We start from the raw sequence: 20415 nt of genomic DNA on the forward strand, positions 1-20415 counted from the left end.
GGCCATGCAGCCGCCCTCTGTTCAGACGTGCGGTTCAGGCGTTCTTGCGGTAGCTCGATCTCGCGTGGGTATCGATCGGCGCCGGGTGTACGGTGGCGCGCACCTTGAACTGCACGTGGTCCTCGACCTGGACCTTGGACGATGGCTTAGGCTCGCCCCAAACCACCACCACCTCGGTGCCTGGCTCTGCCACCGCCGCATCCACGACCGCGATCGAGAGCATCGAGCGATAGTTGGCCGAATATCCGGTGTGAAGCGAACGACCGCAGAAGCTTCCGTCCTTGGTTTCCACGCGGTCGTAGTGATAGGTCGCGTAGTGGGCGATCGGAAGATTGATGAACTTGGCGCCGACACCTGGCTGGTACATCGAGGCCCAGGCCTTGGCGACGTCCTCGCCGTTCCACTGCAGCGTCACCTTGCGGTTCGCCCTCGTCCGGCCGGAGGCTACTTCGGCTTCCAGCGCGCCGCGGCCGACAAAGTCATGGTCGAATTTGATGATTTTCCCGTAGCCCACGTCGTAGGGCGAGAAATAGTAGTCGGCGATATTTTCGGAGAAGAAGCTTCCACCGAGGGACACATTGGCATCGATCTCGTCCGCGGCAAGCCACTTGCGGAAGCCCTCAGTGCTTTTGCCCGAATAGAAGGCGGGCAGCGGACGCGGTAGCCATCCGGATTCGAGCGAGTTGGTCAGGTACGCCCGGCCGCCGACCTGAACCATGTTGTGCTTCTTGCCGGCCTCGATCAGCGCGGCGCGCACAACTTCATGATCAGCCCACGGACCGACGAATTCGAAGCCGGGCTCGCCGGCCATGCCGTGGCGCAGTGCGCGCACCATCTTGCCCCTGATCGTAAAGCGTGTGCCGTGGAAGAACTTGACCTCAGGCGGCTCCTCGCCGATGAGATCCCGGATCACATTGAACGCTCCAGGCCCCTGGACCTCATAGCGGTAGCAGAGGGGATTTCCCTTGCGGGCGTAGGACGGGTTGTCCCGCACCAACTCGACGTCGTAGCCGCCGGTCTCGGCGTGATACTGGAGCCAGTTGATCGTCGGCGGAATGCCCACCGCCTGGAATTCCTCTTCCTCGTAGCGGAACAGGATATTGTCGCCGATGAGCTGGCCTTCCTCGTTGGCCGCGACGTACTGCTTCGCGGCATTGACGGGAAAGTATTCAACGCTGTTGATCGCCGTCTCGCGGATAAGCTTCAGCGCGTCCTTGCCCCTGATGTTCAGGTCGGCGAGGTGATGCGACTGGTCGTACAGCACGGCGTTGCTGCGCCAGGCAAGTTGTTCGTCGCGCCAGTTGGTGAATTCCGGCGTCACTGGCGTGCTGACGATAGGCGGGCTCTGCGATTCCCAGAGCATGGTTTGCGGGCTTCCAGCCTCAGCGATCTTCTGTTCGAGATTAGCGGCCATTTATATCCTCCTGTGCAGCTCCCCTCGGGCTAGCCCCTTGCACGACATCTAACAACCCAATAGGTTCGATACAGGTCATCGAAATCTTGCATCTGGAATGGACGTCATGCTTTCGGAGGAGCTTGCCCAGATCGATCTGAATGCCTTGCAGGCATTGGTCATGGTTCATGACTGCCAGTCGTTTTCAGAGGCGTCGGAGCGCCTTGGCGTGAACCAGTCCACGATCAGCTATTCAATCAAGCGCCTGCGGAAGGCCTTCAACGACCCGATCTTCGTTCGGCAGGGCAACTCAATTCTGTCGACCGACAAGTGCCGTCAGCTTGCCCAGGACGCGCGCGATGTTCTGGAGCGAATGCAGGCCCTGTCATCCCTGCAAGGCTTCGATCCCCGCACATCGACAGGCAGCGTGACGATCTCCTGTAACCATCACGAGCGCATGTTCCTGATGCCGGCGTTCGTCCGTCAGGTCCAGCAGCAGGCACCCCAGATCACCGTCAACATTTTTGAATCCGCGGTGCACGGCAAGCAGCAGCTGAAGGAGAACATCTGCGATATCGTGCTCGGTCCGGTGGCGATTTTCGGCGACATTTACTACAGACGCAAACTCTTCACCGATCGCTACGCCTGCATCATGGATTCCAGCCATCCGCTCGCGGTTGGCGAACTGACGATGGATCGCTACAGGCAAACGCGGCACATCGCCGTGACGCACAATGGCCAGTGGGAAGCGTTGTATTTCGCGGCGCTTCGGGCAGCCGACATCAGGATCACGCCGAGCGTGATCGTGCCGAGTCACGACAATCTCGAAGCGCTGATCCGGGGCACGGAGCTGGTCGCGACCATCCCCCACCGCCTGGCCCGCCGACTTTCAGACAAATTGACGTTGAAGCCCTTTCCGCTCGAGGTGCTGATTCAGATCGACATGTATTGGACCGAGCGCTCTCACTACTCGGGTCTGCATGCCTGGACGCGCCAAATCCTCGCTGAGGTGGCGGCAACGATCTGAACGGCCAGCAAAACCAGCTGACGAGGGTGTGGCGTCGCCGGGATGTTGGCCGTCGCCTTAGACTGTGGCGCCGAGCAAGACCACGGAAATCGTCGCCGGTTGGTCGCCGGGATTGCGCCATGCGTGGCGGGTGCCCTGCTGGACCACCGTATCGCCGGCGTTGAGCTCGACCGTCTTGCCATCGTCGAGTTCGAGGACCAGCCTGCCCTTGACCACCGTCACGTAGTCGACGGTCGGCGTCTCGTGCATGCCTGGATTATCCGGCTCCATCCGCTCGGCAATGCCGGGGGATGCCTCGGTGAACTCGGGGCCGGCTAACGCGGGGTTCCATTCCGACGACATGAAGACGCTGTCTGGAGGAAAGGTGATGACCCAGAAAGACGACCCGCCTGCCGGCATGATCATGGTACCGGCGGTGTCCATGGGATCTCGATTGTCGACGTTGCTCAGCCCCGGCGTCCCTTCGATCTTCCATTGCGGCGACGACACGAAACCCGGCGTATGCCTAAGGACCATCTCCTGAGGCGAGGAGCCATCGCTGACGACCGCGGATTTGCCGGCTGTGTTCCTGCCAGTGACGACGCGCCGAACCTTCATATCAAACCTCCCAGGTAGAGTGGCCTCAAACTTGAAAGTCACAGGGCCGAGATGAGACAAGCGAGCGCCCAGAAAAGCGGGAACTCCGGTCCCATCTGCTGCCAACGCCACTTGACGCCGTTGATTTTCACGACTGCGTAAGATGCTCCGAGCAGCACCACGATCGCGCAACCGGTCGCCGCTCTCGGATAGATATTGAAGACCATGCCGCCGGCTGCCAGCAGCTCCAAGACAATCGTCAGGACAAGAAAGGCCTTGCCGGGCCTCAGACCGGCTTTCTCAAACGTGCCCGGAGCCTTGTCGAAGTTCCTGACCTTCCCGATCAGATGCGGAAGGAACCAGATTCCGCACAGGATCCTGAGCGTATCCTGCGGCTGCAACTCGAACGGCATTGTATGTCCTCTCCCCAAGCAGCATCGCGGCTGCAGTCCGTTGTCAGGCATGTCGCGTCCAAACGAGAAGCTGCGCGACTCTGCGCAACTCCATCGGCTAGGAGCGACACTGGTCTCGGCGCCGCAAATCGGGTCTTGCGTCACCCATTTCAGATACTGTACGGTATCCACAGTCCAATCGGAATGTCAATCCGACCCGGTTGGCGGGATTTGAGGAGGAACATCGTGACAGTGATGATGCGCGCCGCACGGCTGCATGCGGTAAATGAACCAATGCGGATCGAGGAGGTCGCCAAGCCTCGAGCGTCCGGGACCGATGTCGTGGTCGAGGTCAAGGCCTGCGGCATGGTCCCAAACCTCGCCAACGTGCTGAACAACTGGGAGAACTGGTATCCCCACCAGCCGCTGCCCCCAAAGCCCGCGACTTTCGGGCTGGATCCTGCCGGCATCGTGCATGAAGTCGGCGAGCAGGTTGTTGCCCTGAAGCCCGGGGACCGCGTCTACGTCAATCCGCTGCGTTCGTGCGGCGCCTGCCACGCCTGCGCCAGCGGCAACCAGATGAAGTGCGATTACTTCACCTTCGCCGGATATTTCGGCTTCAATCGCAACAGCTTGGAAATTTTCAAGCGCTATCCCGGGGGCGGCTTCGCTCAATTCATGAGCGCGCCCCAGAGCGCCATCGTCAAGATACCCGACAATATGACGTTTCCGCAGGCCGCCCGCATGGGCTATCTCGGCACGTCCTATTCCGCGCTCAAGAAGCTGGGCAACCTTGCGGGCAAGTCGCTGATCATCAACGGTGCGACCGGAACGCTGGGTGTCGGTGCGACCCTGTTCGCGCTAACTATGGGGATTTCCACGATATACGCGGTCGCGCGAGGCAAGCCACTACTGGAAAAGCTGAGGCGCCTCGCTCCGAACCGGATCGAGACCTTTTCCAATCTGGACGGACAGGTCGCGGAGTGGGTGCGCTCCAAGAACCACGCCGGCGCGGATTTCATGCTCGACAGCCTTGGCGCGGTGGCCGACGTCAACGCGATGAAGGACGCAATGTTGGGGGTCAAGCGCGGCGGCAGCATCGTCAATATCGGCGGCACGGGCGCCGACATGCTGTTCAACACCAAATGGTGGATGGACAACTCGATGGTGCTCACCGGTTCGGCCTGGCTCAGCACCGCGGAGGGTATGGAGATCGCGGAGCTGGTCCGGTCAGGCGCAGTCGACCTTTCAGTGCTGGAAGCCCGCACCTATCCGCTGGACCAGATCAACGAGGCGATCAACGGCGTGGCCTCGGGCGACGGCGGCTTCACCAACTACGTGCTGGAACCCTAAGCCGAGGCGGGCGCCGGTCGCTGCGCCGGCGAGAACTCATTGCCGGCACAATCGGACGCCAGCGGGTTGGAGAATGCCATGATAATCGACTGCCACGGCCACTACACGACTGAGCCCCCAGCGCATCATGCCTATCGCAAGGCACAGATGGAGTTTGCCGAGGGCACGCGGGACGCAGGTCCGACCTATCCCGACATAAGCGATGAGGTGCTTCGGGCGACGATCGAAGACAACCAGCTTCGCCTTCAGCGGGAGCGCGGCTCTGACCTGACATTCCTGTCGCCGCGGGCATCCGGCATGGGCCATCATATCGGCAGCGCGGCATTGAATGCCGAATGGTCCCGTGTCTCCAATGATCTCATTGCGCGCATCGTGGACATGTTCCCTCGGAACTTTGCCGGTGTCTGCCAACTGCCGCAGTCAATGGGCGGTGATCTTGCTCCGGTGCTCGCCGAACTCGATCGCTGTGTGGTCGAGCTCGGCTTCGTCGGCTGCAACCTCAACCCGGATCCGTCCGGCGGCTTCTGGTCGGCACCGCCAATCTACGACCGCTACTGGTATCCTCTCTTCGAGCGGATGGTCGAACTCGAAGTGCCGGCCATGATCCACGTCTCGGGAGCGTGCTCGGCCTGCCTGCACACCACCGGCGCGCACTACATCAATGCCGACACCACCGTGTTCATGCAGTTGATCCAGGGCGACCTGTTTCGCAACTTCCCTGATCTCAAGCTGATCATTCCCCATGGCGGCGGCGCGGTTCCCTATCATTGGGGCCGCTATCGCGGGCTGGCCATCATGATGGACAAGCCGGATCTCGCCACTCACCTGATGCGCAACGTCTATTTCGACACCTGCGTCTACCACCAAGCGGGAATCGACACGCTGTTTCGCGTGATCGGTCCGGACAACATCCTCTTCGGCTCGGAACTTCTTGGCGCGGTCAAGGCCGTGGACCCGCTGACCGGCTTCAACTTCGACGACACGCGCCGCTATGTCGATGCCTTGGGCCTCGACGAGGCCGGCCGCGCGGCGGTGTTCGAAGGCAATGCGCGCAAAGTCTACCCGAGGCTCGACGCGAGGCTCAAGCGACAGAGCCGATAGGCAGGATATGTCGATCGAAGCAGCCAATCCCTGGAGATATCATGGCAAAAGTCGTGACAACCGCCGAACGCACGCCGATCGAACTGTGCGATGCACTGGGTGCACTGGGCGTGGCCACTGTGCATGAGGCCCAGGGACGCAAGGGGCTGCTGGCCTCCCGGCTGCGCCCCATCTATAACGGCGCCAAGATCGGTGGCAACGCGCTTACCTGCGAGGTCGCGCCTGGCGACAACTGGACCATCCATGTGGCGTTGGAGCAGGCACGACCGGGCGACATACTCGTCGTGACACCCACCTCGCCGTGCGAGGACGGTTTTTTCGGCGACCTTCTGGCTGAATCGGCGATGGCACTCGGCATCCGGGGTCTCGTGATCGATGCCGGGGTGCGCGACGTGGCTACGTTGCGGGCAATGAAGTTTCCGGTTTGGTCGAAGGCTATCTTCGCCCAGGGAACGGTGAAGGAAACGCTTTGCGATTGCCAGGTTCCCATCATCTGCGCCGGCGTCTGCATCTGCCCGGGCGACGTGATCGTCGCCGATGACGATGGCGTCTGCGTGGTATCCCGCGCGAACGCCGAGTCGGTTGCTAGAACGGCGCGAGAGCGGGAGGCGGCCGAGGAGGACAAACGCCGTCTCTATGCCGCCGGCAAGCTCAGCCTCGATGTCAACACGATGCGCGAACGCCTTCGGTTGAAGGGGCTTGTCTACGAATAGATGACGATCAGGAGGCTGCGGTCCGCCGCCGTGCGGCTTTCTCGACCTTGTATCTGTAGAGATGGGCCTCGTGCATCGACGTCAGCGCAACCCGAACCATTTCGCCGGGCGCCTTGTCGTCCATGAAACTCGACATGCCGCCGTAGATAAGTTCGAGAACGATGCCGCCGACATAGAGGGGGCGGGGCTCGGCGACATCATGCGGAAATAGCTTGTCCGACAGGAGTCGGCCTAGCCCCTCCCACTGATCACTGAACAGACGCAGGTGCCGGTCCTCCAGGGTGTTGTCGCGACGCGCGATGCGCAGCAGGTCAATGGCCAAGGTTCCCCAGCGCTTGTCCTTGGCACGTTGATTGGCCCACTCGCAAAGGGATTCGATGACGTCCGTCGGCTCGTCGATGCTTCGAAGCCTTTCGGTCAGTTCGACCACATCCCCGCCGGCGTTGCGCTCTAGGAGCTGAAGGAAGATATCTTCCTTGTTCGTGAAGTTGGAGTAGAAGGCGCCCTTCGAGAAGCCGGCCTCCTCTGCAATCCGCTCGATCGATGCGCCGGAGTAGCCGTCTCGGGCTACCATCTCGCTAGCCGACGCCAGCAGCTTTTCGCGCGTCAAGGCTTGGCTTTGTTCACGGGTCAGTCGCGCCATTTCGAAATCCATCCAATGAACGTATCAGGATACCCAGCGTATCTGAGTATTCAAGTTAGAGGGCTCGATCGCTGGGGGCAAGCGGAAGGTGGGCAAGCAGGTGCTGGATTTCTTTGGCGCAAAGGGCAACTCGGTTCAGCAGGCAGTCACGCGGTGGCACTGAGGTAGGAAGCGTCAAAGACTTTGAGCGCTTCGCCGCGGCGGGCCTCATCGAGCAATTTCGCACTGATCATTAGGTCGACCGTCGTATGCAGCGCATTTTCAGGCACGGCGAGCTTGTCCGGCCACATGCCCATGTCGCGCATGTATTCCAGACCGCGATTGGCCAGTGTTGGGCTTTCTGGCGTGGTGATGCGTTGGAAGATTGGCAGCGTGATGTCCTGCCTCGTAGGGTCATTGGTTATCGCATGAGCCTCAATCAGGGCCTTGATGAAGCGGATCACCAGTTCTCGATTTGCTTGCAGCCACGATGATCGGCCGATGATCGCGGTGAAAACGATCTCGGGTATGAACTCGTTCACCTCGCCGATCAATTTGTACCCTTGGTCCTCGGCCAGGAAGTTCCAGGGTGCAGGCTGGGGAGCACAGTCGATTTCCCCGAGCTGCAGCGCCTCCCAGCGTTTAGTATGGATACCCGCAAGCACGAACTGATAGTCGCCCGGGTAGCGTAGTCCTTGGGAGGCCAGCACAATTTGCGTATAGATCGCCGTACCTTCGGTCAGCGAGGACGTGCCTATATTCTTTCCTTTCAGGTCGGCCAGGGATCCGATCTCAGGCCGCGCCACGATCGACATAGGCAGCCGCACCGCATTGGCCGCCACAATTCGAAGTTCTCCACCCTTTACGAAGTCCGCGACTGCCCCTTCCGGCGGCGTGATCGCAAGGTCAGCCTCGCCCTCGAGGACCGCGCTCGTTGCCTTGTCGACGCTGCCGAATCGCTTGTATTCGATCGCAATGCCGTGCTTGGCGAATAGCCCTAGCTCCTCTGCCACGAAGACCGGAAGCCAGTTAAATCCCTGTGCCCCGCCAGCAAGGCGAAGGCCGATCGGCGTGGAAGTGCTAACGGTCGTATTACGCGCCACTTTGTTTTCCTCCAGCCGGAATTCAGCAGCCGAGTTTCCCTTGAAATACCAAACGTATTTGAATTCTATAAGGTATGTCAATTGACATGTTGGCGGACGCGCTCGTCCAGGGCCGGCGACCTTCACAATCTGCGAGACATTCTTCGCTGATGTCCTTCGGCAGAAGCGCGCGGACAGCCTCGGCAACCCCGACCCAGCTTACGCTGATGCTCGGCCTTCGAAGATGATCGTCCCGCATCCAGAAGCCTGACGTGCGCGACCATCAGCCGTACAACAGTATCGACCTGAATTGGCCGGCAAGCAGCCGTTATTCAACCGGGTTATGAAGCTGCCCTAGATTCTGAATTGGACGGGTGTGGTCGTCTCAGGAACGGTACGCCACGCAAGAGCAGTGCCCGAGGCGTGCAAAATCCTTCGCGAACGAGGAGCGAAACGGAGGGACTTGCGTCCATCCGCGGTGCCTCGAGAGAACGCAAACAGAGGTCCGAAAATGGTCGCTCCCCGGATAATACTTGATCGTTTGTTCGACGACACCGAAGGCTCTATCCAGCCCCGGCCGACCAGCAGCGACGCCATCAATCCTACCCGTCGCGCCTTTTTGGCCGCCGGCTGTTTTTGCTTGGCCACCTGTTTTGCGACGCCTCTGTTGGCGGATGCGCCCATGGCGAAAAGCCAGGCGCCCGGGTTTTATCGCCTGGCGGTCGGCGATTTTGAGATAACGGCGCTATCCGATGGCAGCAATATGCTGCCAGCTGCGAAGCTGCTGCAGGGCGACCCGGCCCGGATCGAAGCAGCTCTGAAACGCAGCTACCTCGGCGACCTCATCGAGACCTCGCACAATTCCTTCCTCGTGAATACTGGAGCCAGGCTGGTCTTGATCGACGCCGGTGCAGGCTCCCTGTTGGGGCCAACCACAGGCCATCTGCTCAGCAATCTGCGCGCGTCAGGGTATCAGCCTGAGCAGATCGATGAGCTTTACCTCACACATCTGCACGCGGATCACGTTGGCGGTCTCATGGCCGAGGGCCAGAGAGTTTTTCCCAATGCAACTGTCCGTGTCGACAAGCGGGACACCGATTACTGGCTAAGCGAGGCAAACATGCTCGCTGCTCCGGCTGAAGCGAAGCGGTTCTTTGAGGCCGCGATAGCGTCGATCACGCCATACATGCGCGCTGGCAAGCTCGCCGTCTTCGACGGCAACACCGACCTCGTGCCTGGCGTGCGGGCGCAAACCGCTTATGGGCACACGCCCGGACACACCATGTATGTGGTCGAGAGCAGGGGCCAGAAGATAGTGCTGTGGGGCGACGTCGTGCATGTCGCTGCCGTGCAATTCAAGGACCCTTCCGTCACAATCCGGTACGATGGGGACGCATCCGAGGCCGAACACGTGCATGAGCTCGCATTCGCTGATGCGGCAGAGAATGGCTACATTGTGGGCGGTGCGCACATATCGTTTCCTGGGTTGGGCCGCGTGCGCCGCGACGCAGGGAACGCCTACACCTATGTGCCCCTGGATTACAGTCAGGGATAGGAGTCCATAAGCCATACTATGCTTGCGCAGCCGGGGCCGCGTCTTCGATCGGCGAGCCATCGAAGGGCGATCCGCAGACATCTCCGACCAACGAACGAAACCATTGGTGGGCAGGGTGCGTATGCAAGCGCTCGTGCCAGATCAGCTTGTAGAGCAATTTCTCTGTCTCGAATGGCAAGTCGCGCACCACCAGCCTGCGCTCATCTGCGATGGCGCGCCACGGTCCGTTGAAGTAGCCAAGCGGAACGCAGGTAAGAAGGTCGCTCTGTGCGACAATCCTCAGCGCATCGCCAAAATGATTGACGACGGCAACGATCGTCCTCGTCCGTCCCGTCAGGCTAAGCCAGCCATCCACCAATCCCAGTTCCAGACCGGATGGGGTTGCCAGCACGTGCGCCGCGGCGGTGAACTGATCGAGGGTCAGGGACTGCGTCAGTTCGTGCCCGCTGCGCATGACACAGACATAGCGATCCGTTCGCAGGCTTTGCACATGGACGTCCCTTGGCAGCGAGGCAAACATGCCTACCGCGCAGTCGAGTGTGCCGCGGTCGATCCCCTCCAGCGAGCTCCCATGGGTATGAACCGCAAAAGCAACCCGGGCCCGTGGGGATGCAGCCTGTAACTTCAACGTGATTGCGCTGACACCTTCCATGGCAAGACTGTCGGTGACGGCAATTCGAAAACTGGTCGCATCCGATACGGGATCGAAGTCCTCGGGGGTGAAAGAGGCGCGGATTGCGGTCAGCGAGCGATGAAGCTCGGGCCACATCGTGACCATGCGTGACGTCGGCTGGACACCCGTCGCTGTCTTGAGAAAGAGCTGGTCTTTCGTCAGCTTGCGGGCGCGACGCAACGCATTGCTGACGGCTGGCTGACTCATCGACAGGCTCGAGGCCGCACGCGTCACGTTCCTTTCCAGCATGATGGCCTCGAGGACTGCGATCAGGTTCAGATCGAGGCGCACGTTATTCACCCAGGAAATGACGCTTGTGTCTAATTCTAAATTGGACGCGCTGAGCGCGGCACGCAATCCTGTTTCGAACGAGCCATCGAACACATGCGAGTGAATGCGCGCACCTCGCAACCGGTGATAAAAGCTCCGTGCATGAATGAGGATACGCCATGAATGACGTCGCTTTTGCGGACGTGCTGCCGAAACTGACCGGCAAGATCAGCCCTGACCGCATTCGATTGATGCGAACACCGCGTCCGCCCAAGGGTCTGATCGACGGCTTCAAGCGGATCGGCGACGCGACAAGCGTTATTTCGGATATTATGGATGAGCTCGGCATCACCGGCGCGATCGGCGCATCAACGCTGAAGCCGACCCTGCCTTCAACGTCGATTGTCGGTCCAGCACTTACGGTGCGCAACATCCTGCAACGTGAGCATGTCTATGAAACGGCGCGCGACCACGTCAACCGAATGGCGGAGTTCGAAGCCCACAATTTGGCATTGCCGGGCGATGTGGTGGTCATCGATGGCGTCGCCGGCGTTTCGAACATGGGCGGAATTTCGGCCCAGACAGGAAAACGACAGGGGGAGGCAGGAGCGATCGTCTCCGGAGGCATTCGCGACCTCGGACATTCGCGAAGGGTCGGCTATCCGCTCTGGGCCACCGAGATCACGCCTGTCACCGGCAAGTGGCGGATCGAAACCGTGGAGATCAACGGCGATATCCAGATCGCCGGCGTCCGGGTTGCACCCGGCGATATTGTTGTCGCGGACGAAACCGGCGTCTGCTTCATCCCGATTGCCCGGGCCGCCGAAGTTCTCGCAAGAGCACTGAAGACGTCAGCCTTTGAAGAGGCGAAGTGCGAAGCGATCGATGCCGGTACATCCGTCGCGGACCTACCGGGCAATGCGTAAAGCGATAGGTCATCCGGTGAAGAAGCTCCGCGTCGCCATCATCAACGACTACCAGGACGTCGTCCGTACGCTGGACTGCTTTTCCAAGCTGGAAGGCCACGACGTTACCATCTGGACCGATATCGTCGAGGACATCGACGTCCTGGCCAATCGTCTGTTCGATGCTGATGTGCTGGTGCTGATGCGCGAGCGCACCAGGATCGATGAAAATCTGCTCAGTCGCCTGCCCAACTTGAAGCTCATCAGCCAGAACGGCCACATCCCCCACATCGATCTGGCGGCTTGCGACCGCCATGGCGTCGTCGTTTCGTCCGCTCTGACATCGCGTCCGTCCTATTCGACGGTGGAATTTACCTGGGGGTTGATCCTTGCGGCGATGCGCAACATTCCGTTCGAGAGCGCATCGCTGCGGCAAGGCGATTGGCAGACGACCATCGGGTTGGGCTTGAGAGGCCGTGTCCTGGGCATCTATGGTTTCGGCCGCCTGGGCTCGATGGTCGCACGCATCGGCATGGCCTTCGGCATGGATGTGCTGGTGTGGGGCCGCGAGGGCTCGCTGGCTCGCGCCAGGTCCGAGGGGTTCGACACCGCCGCGGATAAGGACTCACTGTTCAGGCTGTCGGATGTCCTCAGTCTGCATCTGCGACTGAATGCCGAGACCACCGGTTTGGTTACGCCCGACGACCTGGCGCTGATGAAGCCAACCGCTCTGCTTGTGAACACCAGCCGTGCCGAGTTGATTCAGCCCGGGGCCCTGGTGGCGGCACTAGAGAATGGTCGCCCCGGAAAGGCTGCCGTCGATGTGTTCGAACGCGAGCCGCTCACCAATCCGAACGACGCCTTGCTCAGGCTCCCCAATGCACTGTGCACGCCGCATCTCGGTTACGTCGAACGTGACAATTACGAGTTCGCCTACGGCAATGCATTCGACCAGATCGTGGCGTTCGCGGCGGGAAGCCCGATCAACGTCCACAACGCCAATGGCGCAAAACAGGATCACTGAGATGAACCTCGAACTCGACGGCAAAGTTGTCCTGATCACCGGGGGCAGCAAGGGAATAGGGCTCGCTTGCGCGCGAGCCTTTGGCAGGGAAGGAGCCCGCGTGGCGATTGTATCGCGCAGTCACGAGAACCTGGATAGCGCGAAGGCGACCCTGGCTGCCGAGGGCCTGTCCGTAACGACCTTCGCCGCTGACCTGTCGGACGAGCTTGCCGCAAAGGAAATGATCGCCGCGGTTGAGGGGCAGGTGGGTCCGATCGCGTCCCTGGTCAATTCGGCCGGCGGGGCCCGGAGGGTCCCTCCTTACGAACTGACGCCAGCCAAATGGCGCATTGCGATGGACGCCAAATTCTTCACCTACATGAATGTCATGGACCACGTCCTGCCCCTGATGGTGGCTCGGGGCGCCGGCACGATCGTCAACATCGTCGGCACCGGCGGCAAAATCGCGTCACCCATGCATCTGCCGGGAGGCGCCGCAAACGCGGCGCTGATGCTTGCCTCGGCGGGACTGGCAGCTGCCTGGGGGTCCGCGGGCGTAAGGGTCAACGTCATCAATCCCGCCGCCACCATGACCGAGCGTCTGCAGATGTCGCTGGAAGTCGAATCCAGGATGACCGGCAAGACGCCGGAGGAACTGCTGCGGCAAAACGAGCAACGCATTCCTCTGCGGCGCTATGCAAATCCGGAAGAGGTGGCCGACGCCGCGCTTTTCCTCGCCAGCGCAAGGTCCTCCTACGTGACAGGGGCTTCGCTGACAATGGACGGAGGTCTCACTCCACTGGTCGTCTAGCCGGCCCACAGCAAGCAACTATGGGAGGAAAGAATGTTCACTTGGTACAAGCAGTTGACGGAGCGGGAGCGGAACACCTTCTGGGGCTGCTTCGCTGGCTGGGCAGTGGATGCGATGGACGCGCAGCTTTTCAGCTTCGTGCTGCCCATTCTCATCGCGGCCTGGGGAATGACGACGGCGCAGGCCGGCTATCTGGCCACGGCAACGCTGCTCTCCGCGGCGATCGGAGGATGGGCGTGCGGATATCTCGCTGACCGTTTCGGCCGTGCCCGCATCATGCAGTTCACGATCCTGTGGTTCTGCGCCTTCACCTTCCTTGCCGGTTTTGCGCAGGACTTCCAGCAACTGATGGTCCTGCGCATCCTGCAAGGGCTGGGCTTTGGCGGCGAGTGGGCAGCGGGCGCGGTGCTCATGGGCGAGATCATTCGCGCCGAACATCGTGGCAAGGCCGTGGGCACCGTCCAGAGCGGATTCGGCGTCGGATGGAGCGCGGCCGCCATTCTGGCAGGCGGGGTTCTGGCGCACCTGCCCCAGGAGTATGGCTGGCGGGTGCTTTTGATGATCGGCGTTCTTCCCGGCCTGCTGGTGCTTTATCTGCGCCGCAGGATCGAGGAGCCTGAGGTTTTCGTCAAAACGCGCGAGCTTGTCGAGAGGAGCGGAACCCGTCCGGGATTGGGGGCGATATTCCAGCCGGAAACGCTGCGAATTACCGTACTGTCCTCCTTGCTTGCATTCGGTGTGATTGGTGTCGGTGGCGCCATCGTCAACTGGCTGCCGACGTTTCTCAAGACCGTGCGCGAACTGTCGCCAAGCACTTCGGGCTACTACGTGTTCGTGGTGACTGGCGGCTCGTTCTTCGGATTTCTGGCAAGCGCATACCTGGCCGACTATCTCGGGCGGCGGCGGACATTCCAGCTCTTTCTGGTGTGCTCCTGGATGGTTACCGTCGCCTACATGTTCTTGCCGCTCTCCGGCTGGCTACTGATCGTCCTGGGTGCGCCGTTCGGCTTCTTCACGATCGGCAACTACGCGGCGCTGGGGCCGTTCTTCACCGAGCTGTTCCCCTCTGCCATCCGCGCGAGCGGCCAGAGCTTCGCCTATAATTTCGGCAAGGCGGCAGGCGCAGCAGCAGTATCCAGCATCGGGATCCTGGCGCAATATATCGGCCTGGCGGAGGCGATCGGCCTGGTTGCACTGCTGGGCTACAGCTTCGCCTTTGCTGCGACCCTGATGCTGCCCGAGACACGCGGAATTCAACTGACGTCTGGCCCCCTTGCGCCGCGTCCTGACGCTGGCGTTTCTTCGCAACCCGCCCAAGTCTCGGTGTTGCGCGCGAGACGATAGCAGGCCCAGGAGCAGCGCGAGCTGACTCCAACCGCTCGGCACCGACAGTTCACGAATTATCGCACGGATCAGACCTCGCGGAGGATCAACACAACCATGCGCAAGAGCATTTCGGTGAAAGGATTGAGCCACAGGCACCCAGTTCCCAATGCCTGCCGGATCGGCAACATGGTGTTCTCGGGAGCGGTTCACGGCGTGAGCCCGACCACTCATGAGTTGCCCCATGAGATGGCTGATCAATCCGCAAATGTGTTTGCCAATATGCTCGCCATCATTGAAGCCGCGGGCGGCAGCGCCGAGGACATCATCAAGGTGGAAATCTATCTCCGCGATAGCCGCAACAGGGATGCCGTGAACGCGGAATGGATTCGAATGTTTCCCGATCCGGAGTCGCGCCCGGCTCGCCACGTTCGGCCATTGCCGCCGGACAGCCCGTCTCTGGTGCAATGCGAATTCATCGCAGTTCTCGAGGAAGTGCCTTGATCACGGCACAGAGCCCTGGGGCTAAATGTGGTGCTGGCGGGCGGAGCCTGGCGCCGGACCATCGTTGCCTTTCGGCCGCGTCGCGGTGAGGCCGGCTTCGATGGACCTGAGCAGTGCCAGCGCATCGTCGAGCCTGCTGGTGTCGCCGCCGGCGGCGGCAGAGACGGCCGCGCCCCACTCCTTGCGCACCAGGGCGTAGTTGTCGGCCCCGCGCCGCGTGCGGTGGACGCTGACGCCGCGGCGGTCTTCCGGATCGACATGCCGCTCGATCAGTCCCTTGCCTTCCAGGTCGCGCAGCACCGTGGAGACGTTGGTGCGCTGCAGCCCGATCGCGGCAGCGATCTGGCTCGGCGTGGCCGAGGCGTGCGCCACCAGATGGCGCATCACCATGCCTTCGGATTGCGAAAGCGACAGCGCTTTCTCATCCCTGTAGCCGCGGAACTGTATCTCGCGAGCGATGATGAGGATCAGGTCGGCCAGATCCGCCCACCGAACCGGCGGCGGTGCCTTGCGTGCGGACGATTCGCGATCGGTTTCCATCGGGGGAGTTTACAGCGCTCCTCAAGATATGTATATGTTCATAATGATTATGTACACATAACTATATATCGATAAATACCTGGAGGCTCGCATGACCCATTCAACAGGCGCCGCCAGCCGGCATTCCCCCAGCGCCATGGCCCTTGCCGGAGAACTGCACGCGGTTGGCGTTTATGTGTTGCTCGCCGGTGCCTTCCTGCCGATCGCCGATTTCTTCATCGTCAACGTGGCGCTGCCGACGATCTCTACCTCGCTCAAGCCGACACCGGCCGCACTTGAGCTAGTGGTTTCCGTCTATGGCGTGGCCTATGCCGCCATGCTCGTGCTCGGCGGCCGGCTTGGCGATCGCTTCGGCCGCCACACGCTGTTTGTGGTCGGGCTTTCCGGATTCATCCTGGCGTCGCTGGCTTGCGGCTTAGCGCCGACCATCAACGTGCTGATCGCGGCCCGGCTGGTCCAGGGCGCGACGGCGGCGATGCTGGTGCCGCAGGTACTTGCGACGTTTCAGGCGACGCTGCCCGCCGAACGCAAGACCCGGGCCATCGCACTCTACGGCGCGACCTCGGGCATCGCCGCGGTTGTTGGCCAGCTCGCCGGCGGACTGCTGGTCAGCGCCAATCTGTTCGGCACATCGTGGCGGCCGATCTTCCTCATCAACATCCCGCTCGGCATCGCCGTGTTCTTCGCCTCGCGGCTCGTCGTACCGGCCAGCCGCTCGCCGCACCCAGCCGGCATCGACCTGCCCGGCACCGTGCTTTTCGCGGCCACGCTGACGGCCCTTCTTGTGCCGCTGACCGAAGGCCATTCGCTCGGCTGGCCGGCATGGACCTGGGCGATGCTCGCGGCCGCAGTAGTGCTGGCTATTGTGACCGTGATCGTCGAAAGGGCTGCCGAGGCGCGCGGCGAGGTGCCGTTGCTGCCGCCCTCGCTGCTGAAGCTGCCCTCGATGTCGCGGGGGCTGGCCATGATCACGCCATTCAGCCTTGGTTTCGGCGCCTTCATGTTCGTCTTCGCGCTCACCGTGCAGAACGGACTTGGCGCTAGTCCCCTCCAAAGCGGCCTCGCCATCCTGCCGATGGCGGCCATGTTCTTCATCGGCTCCATGGTCAGCCCGCGCATGATCAGCCGCTTCGGTCGCGGCGCCCTGGCGGCGGGCGGCATCGTACAGGCGCTTGGATTGGCGCTTTTGATCGGCATCATCGTTTCCGGCTGGCCGAAGGTCAGCCTGGCCGAACTGGCGCTGCCGCTGGTGCTGATCGGCGCCGGACAATCGATGCTGTTTTCCGGCCTGTTCCGCGCCGTGCTTGCCGATGTTCCGAGTCACCTGGCCGGCGTCGGCAGCGGCGTCCTCATCACGCTGCAGCAATCCGGCCTAGCGCTGGGCGTCGCAACGCTGGGTACGCTCTATCTGGCACTGGAGCCCACGAGCATCGCGCAGGCCTTCGGCACCGTCATTGCCATCCAGCTCGCGATCATCCTGGTGCTGGTGTTGTTGACGGGTTTGTTGCCGCGCTTCACCAAGCACCAGCCCATCGCTCATCCCGTGGTGGAAATATGACGTCCCGACGCGCCGAGCTCAGCGGTTCATCGCCAAGAGTAAGCGCAATTGCTGTTCTGCTGATGGGCGTGCTCTTCGGTGCGGCGGATCGTTTGGCGCGCTCTGCGCCACCGCCATCACCACAAACACGAGGGCGAGGTGGTCGGCGTGATGGCGGACTGGTTCCGTGCCCGCTCACGTTGTTCGTCATGACGTTCACGATCGTACCCGGCGTACTGGTAGCCGGTTTGCTTTTTGCCAGCACGATGATGATAGGGGTTGGCGTTCACTCTTTGCGGTGTGGCGATCCTCTCCATACTGCACCGCGAAAGCCTGATGCATTTCGGTGAGAGCCGGCCGCGCCTGTTCGATGCGATCACGCGCACCATTGAAGGTTAGCTAGTGCGGCTCTCGTCGCCCTGGCAACCCATGAAATCTTGCTTCGCTGATCCGACCACCCTCGGAGTGCACTCTTATGCCGGGTCAATTCTAGGTGGCAATTAACACTCATTGGACGCGGAACTATGCGGAATGATACGGGAAGAATTCTGATTTTGGCCCACGAAAAACTCAACGAAATCAACGACTTTACCACGTCCTCCGGGCCTACCGGATTATTACGCATCAATAACATACGTCTAATTCTTCGAATTTTGTTTGAGATCTATCGGGCAAGTCTATGGGTTTCTCGCTGAAATGGTTTTGGGCCTGTTCGTGAATTTCTCCGTCTCGTTGATGGCACCCGTCACACGTAGCCATCGAGGAAATCTTCGTGCCTAGTCTAGAACGCCGCTCCCGCTTGATATCTTCACGCGAAGGCGCAGGCGAGAGTGATCATTCCGCCTTTCGCGCCCAAAGGAGCCATTGTTGCGTGGGTGCACCGCTCTCTCAGGCTGCGCGGGCGAAGCGATCGACCCTGAAATCGTCGAGCGGCGTTTCGCAGCGGTCGGTCGTGATGAGTTCGGCCATCGCGTCGCCCACGCCCGGACCGAGCTGGAAGCCGTGTCCGCTGAAGCCGAATGCGTGGAAAAGGCCCGGCGTCGTCGCCGAGCGTCCCATCACCGGCAGCATGTCGCGCACATAGCCCTCGCAGCCGGACCAGGTGCGGATGAGCGCGACCTGCGCGATTGCCGGCAAGAGCCGCGCGACCGCGCGCAATTGCAACGCAAGGCGCATGGGATCGGTGACCGCGTGGCCCGGATCCAGGTCGACCGGCACCCTTTCGGTCGCGCCGCCGAAAACGATGTTGCCCCGTTCGACCTGACGCAGATAGGCGCCATAGTCCTTATCGCGCGTCCAGATGCCCACCACCGGCAGGATCCGATGCGGCAGCGGCTCGGTCACGCCCATCTGCGGGCCGCGGGCGTCGAGCGGGACCTCTTCGCCGAACTGCGCAGCGACGCGCGCGCCCCAGGCTCCGGCGGTATTGAGCAGGCAGCCGGCGGCAAAGGCACCTTTTGAACTGGCGACAAGGAAACCGGAGCCCGAGCAGGTGATCTTGTGGACCTCGGCCCCCTCGATGATTTCCGCGCCGAGCTTGCGGGCAGCCGCTGCAAAGGCAGGAGCGATCAGACGCGGGTTGCCGCTGCCATCTTGCGGAGAGAACGACGCCGCGACCGCTCCGGGACCGAGGCCGGGAAAGCGGGCACGGATATCGCGTGGGCCGAGTTCCTCCAGCTCAAGCCCCCAAGGGCGCGCCGCCTCGGCATAGGCCCGCATGTCGGCGAGACCGCCTTCATCGAAGATCAGGCGGATATGACCAGTGGCGCGGAATTCCACGTCGCGGCCAAGCATTTTTTCAGCCTCGCCCCATAGCCTGAGCGAGCGGTGGGCCAAGGGAAGCTGCGACAGATGACGACCGGTGCGCCGGATGTTGCCGAATGACGCGACCGTCGCTCCGCTGCCGATCCGGTTGCGCTCGATCAGCGTCACCCGCGCGCCGCGCCTGGCGAGGAAATAGGCCGAAGCCGTCCCCATCAGCCCGCCGCCCAGCACGATCACATCCATAGTCGTTCCTTGGCGCCGAGCCGCTGATCTTTGGATATCTTGTCCGCGCCACCGCATTGCGTCAAAGATGGGTTTGGACAAGATCCATAAGCTTTACCTATGGAGTAGCCATGCGGGCCCGGCAGCTCGAAGTGTTCATCGCCGTCATGCGCGCGGGCACCGTGACCGCCGCGGCGCGGATGCTGAACATCTCACAGCCCGCTCTGAGTCAGATCCTGCTCCACACCGAGGACGAACTCGGCTTCACGCTGTTCGAGCGGGTGAAGGGCCGGCTGCGACCGACCCCGGAGGCGCTCGAAATATTCGCCGATGCCGAAAGGCTGTCGGCGGGGCTGGAGGGCCTGCGCCGCAAGACCACCGACCTGCGTCTCGGCCGAACCGGGCTGGTGCGGGTCGCGGCTTCGCCGCCGCCGGCCATGGCGATATTGCCGCGCGCCTTTACCGGATTCCGGGCGCAGCATCCCAATATTCTGCTGCGCTCCCATATGGCGCCGATCGCCGCGATCGTCGACATGCTGCGCGCCGGCGATGCCAGCCTTGGCGTGGCCATGGACGACCGCCTGCCTCCCGATATCGAGGCGGAAGTGATCTGCAGCGTCGGCTTCGCATGCCTGCTCCCCACCGGGCATCCGTTGGCCGGGAAAGTCGAGCTGACGCTCGCCGATCTCGCCGGCGAGGAATTGATATCCTATCGCGGAAACACCCGTCCCGCCGACGAACTGGCGCATGCTGCCCGCGCACAGGGCGTGGCGCTTTCGCCGTCGCTCGAGATCGACGTGTCCATCTCCGCGGTCGGCTTCGTCCAGGCTGGTCTCGGTATCGCGCTCGTCGATGCATTGCTGCCGTGGCACCAGTTTGCCGGGCTTGACGTCAGGCCGCTCGCGGCGGGGCCGGAATTTCCGATCGCGCTGCTGACATCACGCACACGGGCTCTTTCGCGGGCCGATGAGATGATGCGCGACCAAATCCGTGCGGCCTGTTCCGCCGTTCTGGGCGGCGACAGGGCAAAGGCATAAGCAAGCCTTATA

General features: G+C 61.8%; 20 protein-coding genes. 12 read left to right on the top strand and 8 right to left on the bottom strand.

Annotated elements, in window-relative coordinates:
- Positions 1–34 precede the first annotated feature (34 nt).
- Positions 35–1414: an aminomethyl transferase family protein gene (locus tag JG743_RS11720; protein WP_202300347.1), complete on the bottom strand. Its 1380-nt coding sequence runs from the start codon at positions 1412–1414 to the stop codon at positions 35–37.
- Between the two features lie 106 nt (positions 1415–1520).
- Between JG743_RS11720 and JG743_RS11725 the strand changes: the two genes are divergently transcribed.
- Positions 1521–2420 carry a LysR family transcriptional regulator gene (locus tag JG743_RS11725; RefSeq protein WP_244673113.1) on the top strand — a complete coding sequence of 300 codons (900 nt, stop codon included), beginning with the start codon at positions 1521–1523 and terminating at the stop codon, positions 2418–2420.
- Between the two features lie 57 nt (positions 2421–2477).
- Here the strand turns inward: JG743_RS11725 and JG743_RS11730 are convergent, their stop codons facing one another.
- A complete protein-coding gene (locus tag JG743_RS11730; RefSeq protein ID WP_202300349.1) occupies positions 2478–3017 on the bottom strand; it encodes a cupin domain-containing protein in 540 nt (179 codons plus the stop codon).
- Between the two features lie 38 nt (positions 3018–3055).
- On the bottom strand, positions 3056–3409 hold the full coding sequence (locus JG743_RS11735; RefSeq protein WP_202300350.1) for a DoxX family protein: 354 nt from the start codon (positions 3407–3409) through the stop codon (positions 3056–3058).
- 237 nt (positions 3410–3646) lie between these two features.
- Between JG743_RS11735 and JG743_RS11740 the strand changes: the two genes are divergently transcribed.
- The 3 genes from JG743_RS11740 to JG743_RS11750 all read left to right on the top strand — a co-directional run bounded on the left by JG743_RS11740 (position 3647) and on the right by JG743_RS11750 (position 6555).
- Positions 3647–4741, top strand: a complete 1095-nt coding sequence (locus JG743_RS11740; RefSeq protein WP_202302574.1) for an alcohol dehydrogenase catalytic domain-containing protein — start codon at positions 3647–3649, stop codon at positions 4739–4741.
- A 78-nt stretch (positions 4742–4819) separates the two neighbouring features.
- Positions 4820–5842, top strand: a complete 1023-nt coding sequence (locus tag JG743_RS11745) for an amidohydrolase family protein (RefSeq protein ID WP_202300351.1) — start codon at positions 4820–4822, stop codon at positions 5840–5842.
- Positions 5843–5883: 41 nt separating this feature from the next.
- The gene (locus JG743_RS11750) at positions 5884–6555 is read left to right on the top strand and encodes a 4-carboxy-4-hydroxy-2-oxoadipate aldolase/oxaloacetate decarboxylase (RefSeq protein WP_202300352.1); all 672 of its coding nucleotides are present in this window, start codon (positions 5884–5886) and stop codon (positions 6553–6555) included.
- Positions 6556–6562: 7 nt separating this feature from the next.
- On the opposite strand, the gene JG743_RS11755 is transcribed toward JG743_RS11750, so the two are convergent.
- Both JG743_RS11755 and JG743_RS11760 read right to left on the bottom strand, forming a co-directional pair.
- Positions 6563–7198, bottom strand: a complete 636-nt coding sequence (locus tag JG743_RS11755) for a TetR/AcrR family transcriptional regulator (RefSeq protein ID WP_202300353.1) — start codon at positions 7196–7198, stop codon at positions 6563–6565.
- A 146-nt stretch (positions 7199–7344) separates the two neighbouring features.
- Complete coding sequence (locus JG743_RS11760; RefSeq protein ID WP_244673114.1) at positions 7345–8280, bottom strand: ABC transporter substrate-binding protein; 936 nt, start codon at positions 8278–8280, stop codon at positions 7345–7347.
- Between the two features lie 520 nt (positions 8281–8800).
- Here JG743_RS11760 and JG743_RS11765 point away from each other — a divergent pair.
- On the top strand, positions 8801–9814 hold the full coding sequence (locus tag JG743_RS11765) for an MBL fold metallo-hydrolase (RefSeq protein WP_244673115.1): 1014 nt from the start codon (positions 8801–8803) through the stop codon (positions 9812–9814).
- Between the two features lie 16 nt (positions 9815–9830).
- Here JG743_RS11765 and JG743_RS11770 read toward each other — a convergent pair whose 3' ends face one another.
- Entirely contained in the window at positions 9831–10844 is a 1014-nt protein-coding gene (locus JG743_RS11770) for a LysR family transcriptional regulator (protein WP_244673116.1), read from the bottom strand.
- Positions 10845–10936: 92 nt separating this feature from the next.
- On the opposite strand from JG743_RS11770, the gene JG743_RS11775 reads away from it, so the two are divergent.
- The 5 genes from JG743_RS11775 (at position 10937) to JG743_RS11795 (ending at position 15303) form a co-directional block, all read left to right on the top strand.
- Positions 10937–11683, top strand: a complete 747-nt coding sequence (locus JG743_RS11775; RefSeq protein WP_202300355.1) for an RraA family protein — start codon at positions 10937–10939, stop codon at positions 11681–11683.
- Complete coding sequence (locus tag JG743_RS11780; RefSeq protein ID WP_244673117.1) at positions 11643–12686, top strand: D-2-hydroxyacid dehydrogenase family protein; 1044 nt, start codon at positions 11643–11645, stop codon at positions 12684–12686. Before JG743_RS11775 ends, JG743_RS11780 begins: the two co-directional genes overlap by 41 nt.
- 1 nt (position 12687) lies before the next feature.
- A complete protein-coding gene (locus JG743_RS11785; RefSeq protein ID WP_202300356.1) occupies positions 12688–13476 on the top strand; it encodes an SDR family NAD(P)-dependent oxidoreductase in 789 nt (262 codons plus the stop codon).
- 33 nt (positions 13477–13509) lie between these two features.
- On the top strand, positions 13510–14820 hold the full coding sequence (locus tag JG743_RS11790) for an MFS transporter (RefSeq protein ID WP_202300357.1): 1311 nt from the start codon (positions 13510–13512) through the stop codon (positions 14818–14820).
- Between the two features lie 96 nt (positions 14821–14916).
- On the top strand, positions 14917–15303 hold the full coding sequence (locus JG743_RS11795; protein WP_202300358.1) for a RidA family protein: 387 nt from the start codon (positions 14917–14919) through the stop codon (positions 15301–15303).
- A gap of 21 nt (positions 15304–15324) precedes the next feature.
- Here the strand turns inward: JG743_RS11795 and JG743_RS11800 are convergent, their stop codons facing one another.
- Complete coding sequence (locus JG743_RS11800) at positions 15325–15843, bottom strand: MarR family winged helix-turn-helix transcriptional regulator (RefSeq protein ID WP_202300359.1); 519 nt, start codon at positions 15841–15843, stop codon at positions 15325–15327.
- A gap of 91 nt (positions 15844–15934) precedes the next feature.
- Between JG743_RS11800 and JG743_RS11805 the strand changes: the two genes are divergently transcribed.
- Positions 15935–17401, top strand: coding sequence for an MFS transporter (locus JG743_RS11805; RefSeq protein WP_244673118.1), 1467 nt, complete (start codon positions 15935–15937; stop codon positions 17399–17401).
- Between the two features lie 867 nt (positions 17402–18268).
- Here the strand turns inward: JG743_RS11805 and JG743_RS11810 are convergent.
- A complete protein-coding gene (locus tag JG743_RS11810; protein ID WP_202300360.1) occupies positions 18269–19387 on the bottom strand; it encodes an NAD(P)/FAD-dependent oxidoreductase in 1119 nt (372 codons plus the stop codon).
- Between the two features lie 110 nt (positions 19388–19497).
- Here JG743_RS11810 and JG743_RS11815 point away from each other — a divergent pair, with 110 nt between their 5' ends.
- Positions 19498–20403, top strand: a complete 906-nt coding sequence (locus JG743_RS11815; RefSeq protein WP_202300361.1) for a LysR family transcriptional regulator — start codon at positions 19498–19500, stop codon at positions 20401–20403.
- Positions 20404–20415: the final 12 nt, after the last annotated feature.

The organism is Mesorhizobium sp. 131-2-1 (assembly GCF_016756535.1).
Taxonomy (GTDB): Bacteria; Pseudomonadota; Alphaproteobacteria; order Rhizobiales; family Rhizobiaceae; genus Mesorhizobium.

What these genes read in the sequence shown, in the direction of transcription:
- JG743_RS11745 (WP_202300351.1), top strand. Translation starts at nt 4,820, where the DNA reads ATGATAATCGACTGCCACGGCCACTACACGACTGAGCCCCCAGCGCAT.
- JG743_RS11735 (WP_202300350.1), bottom strand. Translation starts at nt 3,409, where the DNA reads ATGCCGTTCGAGTTGCAGCCGCAGGATACGCTCAGGATCCTGTGCGGA.
- JG743_RS11725 (WP_244673113.1), top strand. Translation starts at nt 1,521, where the DNA reads ATGCTTTCGGAGGAGCTTGCCCAGATCGATCTGAATGCCTTGCAGGCA.
- JG743_RS11740 (WP_202302574.1), top strand. Translation starts at nt 3,647, where the DNA reads ATGCGCGCCGCACGGCTGCATGCGGTAAATGAACCAATGCGGATCGAG.
- JG743_RS11785 (WP_202300356.1), top strand. Translation starts at nt 12,688, where the DNA reads ATGAACCTCGAACTCGACGGCAAAGTTGTCCTGATCACCGGGGGCAGC.
- JG743_RS11795 (WP_202300358.1), top strand. Translation starts at nt 14,917, where the DNA reads ATGCGCAAGAGCATTTCGGTGAAAGGATTGAGCCACAGGCACCCAGTT.
- JG743_RS11775 (WP_202300355.1), top strand. Translation starts at nt 10,937, where the DNA reads ATGAATGACGTCGCTTTTGCGGACGTGCTGCCGAAACTGACCGGCAAG.
- JG743_RS11750 (WP_202300352.1), top strand. Translation starts at nt 5,884, where the DNA reads ATGGCAAAAGTCGTGACAACCGCCGAACGCACGCCGATCGAACTGTGC.
- JG743_RS11730 (WP_202300349.1), bottom strand. Translation starts at nt 3,017, where the DNA reads ATGAAGGTTCGGCGCGTCGTCACTGGCAGGAACACAGCCGGCAAATCC.
- JG743_RS11720 (WP_202300347.1), bottom strand. Translation starts at nt 1,414, where the DNA reads ATGGCCGCTAATCTCGAACAGAAGATCGCTGAGGCTGGAAGCCCGCAA.
- JG743_RS11815 (WP_202300361.1), top strand. Translation starts at nt 19,498, where the DNA reads ATGCGGGCCCGGCAGCTCGAAGTGTTCATCGCCGTCATGCGCGCGGGC.
- JG743_RS11790 (WP_202300357.1), top strand. Translation starts at nt 13,510, where the DNA reads ATGTTCACTTGGTACAAGCAGTTGACGGAGCGGGAGCGGAACACCTTC.
- JG743_RS11810 (WP_202300360.1), bottom strand. Translation starts at nt 19,387, where the DNA reads ATGGATGTGATCGTGCTGGGCGGCGGGCTGATGGGGACGGCTTCGGCC.
- JG743_RS11800 (WP_202300359.1), bottom strand. Translation starts at nt 15,843, where the DNA reads ATGGAAACCGATCGCGAATCGTCCGCACGCAAGGCACCGCCGCCGGTT.
- JG743_RS11805 (WP_244673118.1), top strand. Translation starts at nt 15,935, where the DNA reads ATGACCCATTCAACAGGCGCCGCCAGCCGGCATTCCCCCAGCGCCATG.
- JG743_RS11780 (WP_244673117.1), top strand. Translation starts at nt 11,643, where the DNA reads ATGCCGGTACATCCGTCGCGGACCTACCGGGCAATGCGTAAAGCGATA.
- JG743_RS11755 (WP_202300353.1), bottom strand. Translation starts at nt 7,198, where the DNA reads ATGGCGCGACTGACCCGTGAACAAAGCCAAGCCTTGACGCGCGAAAAG.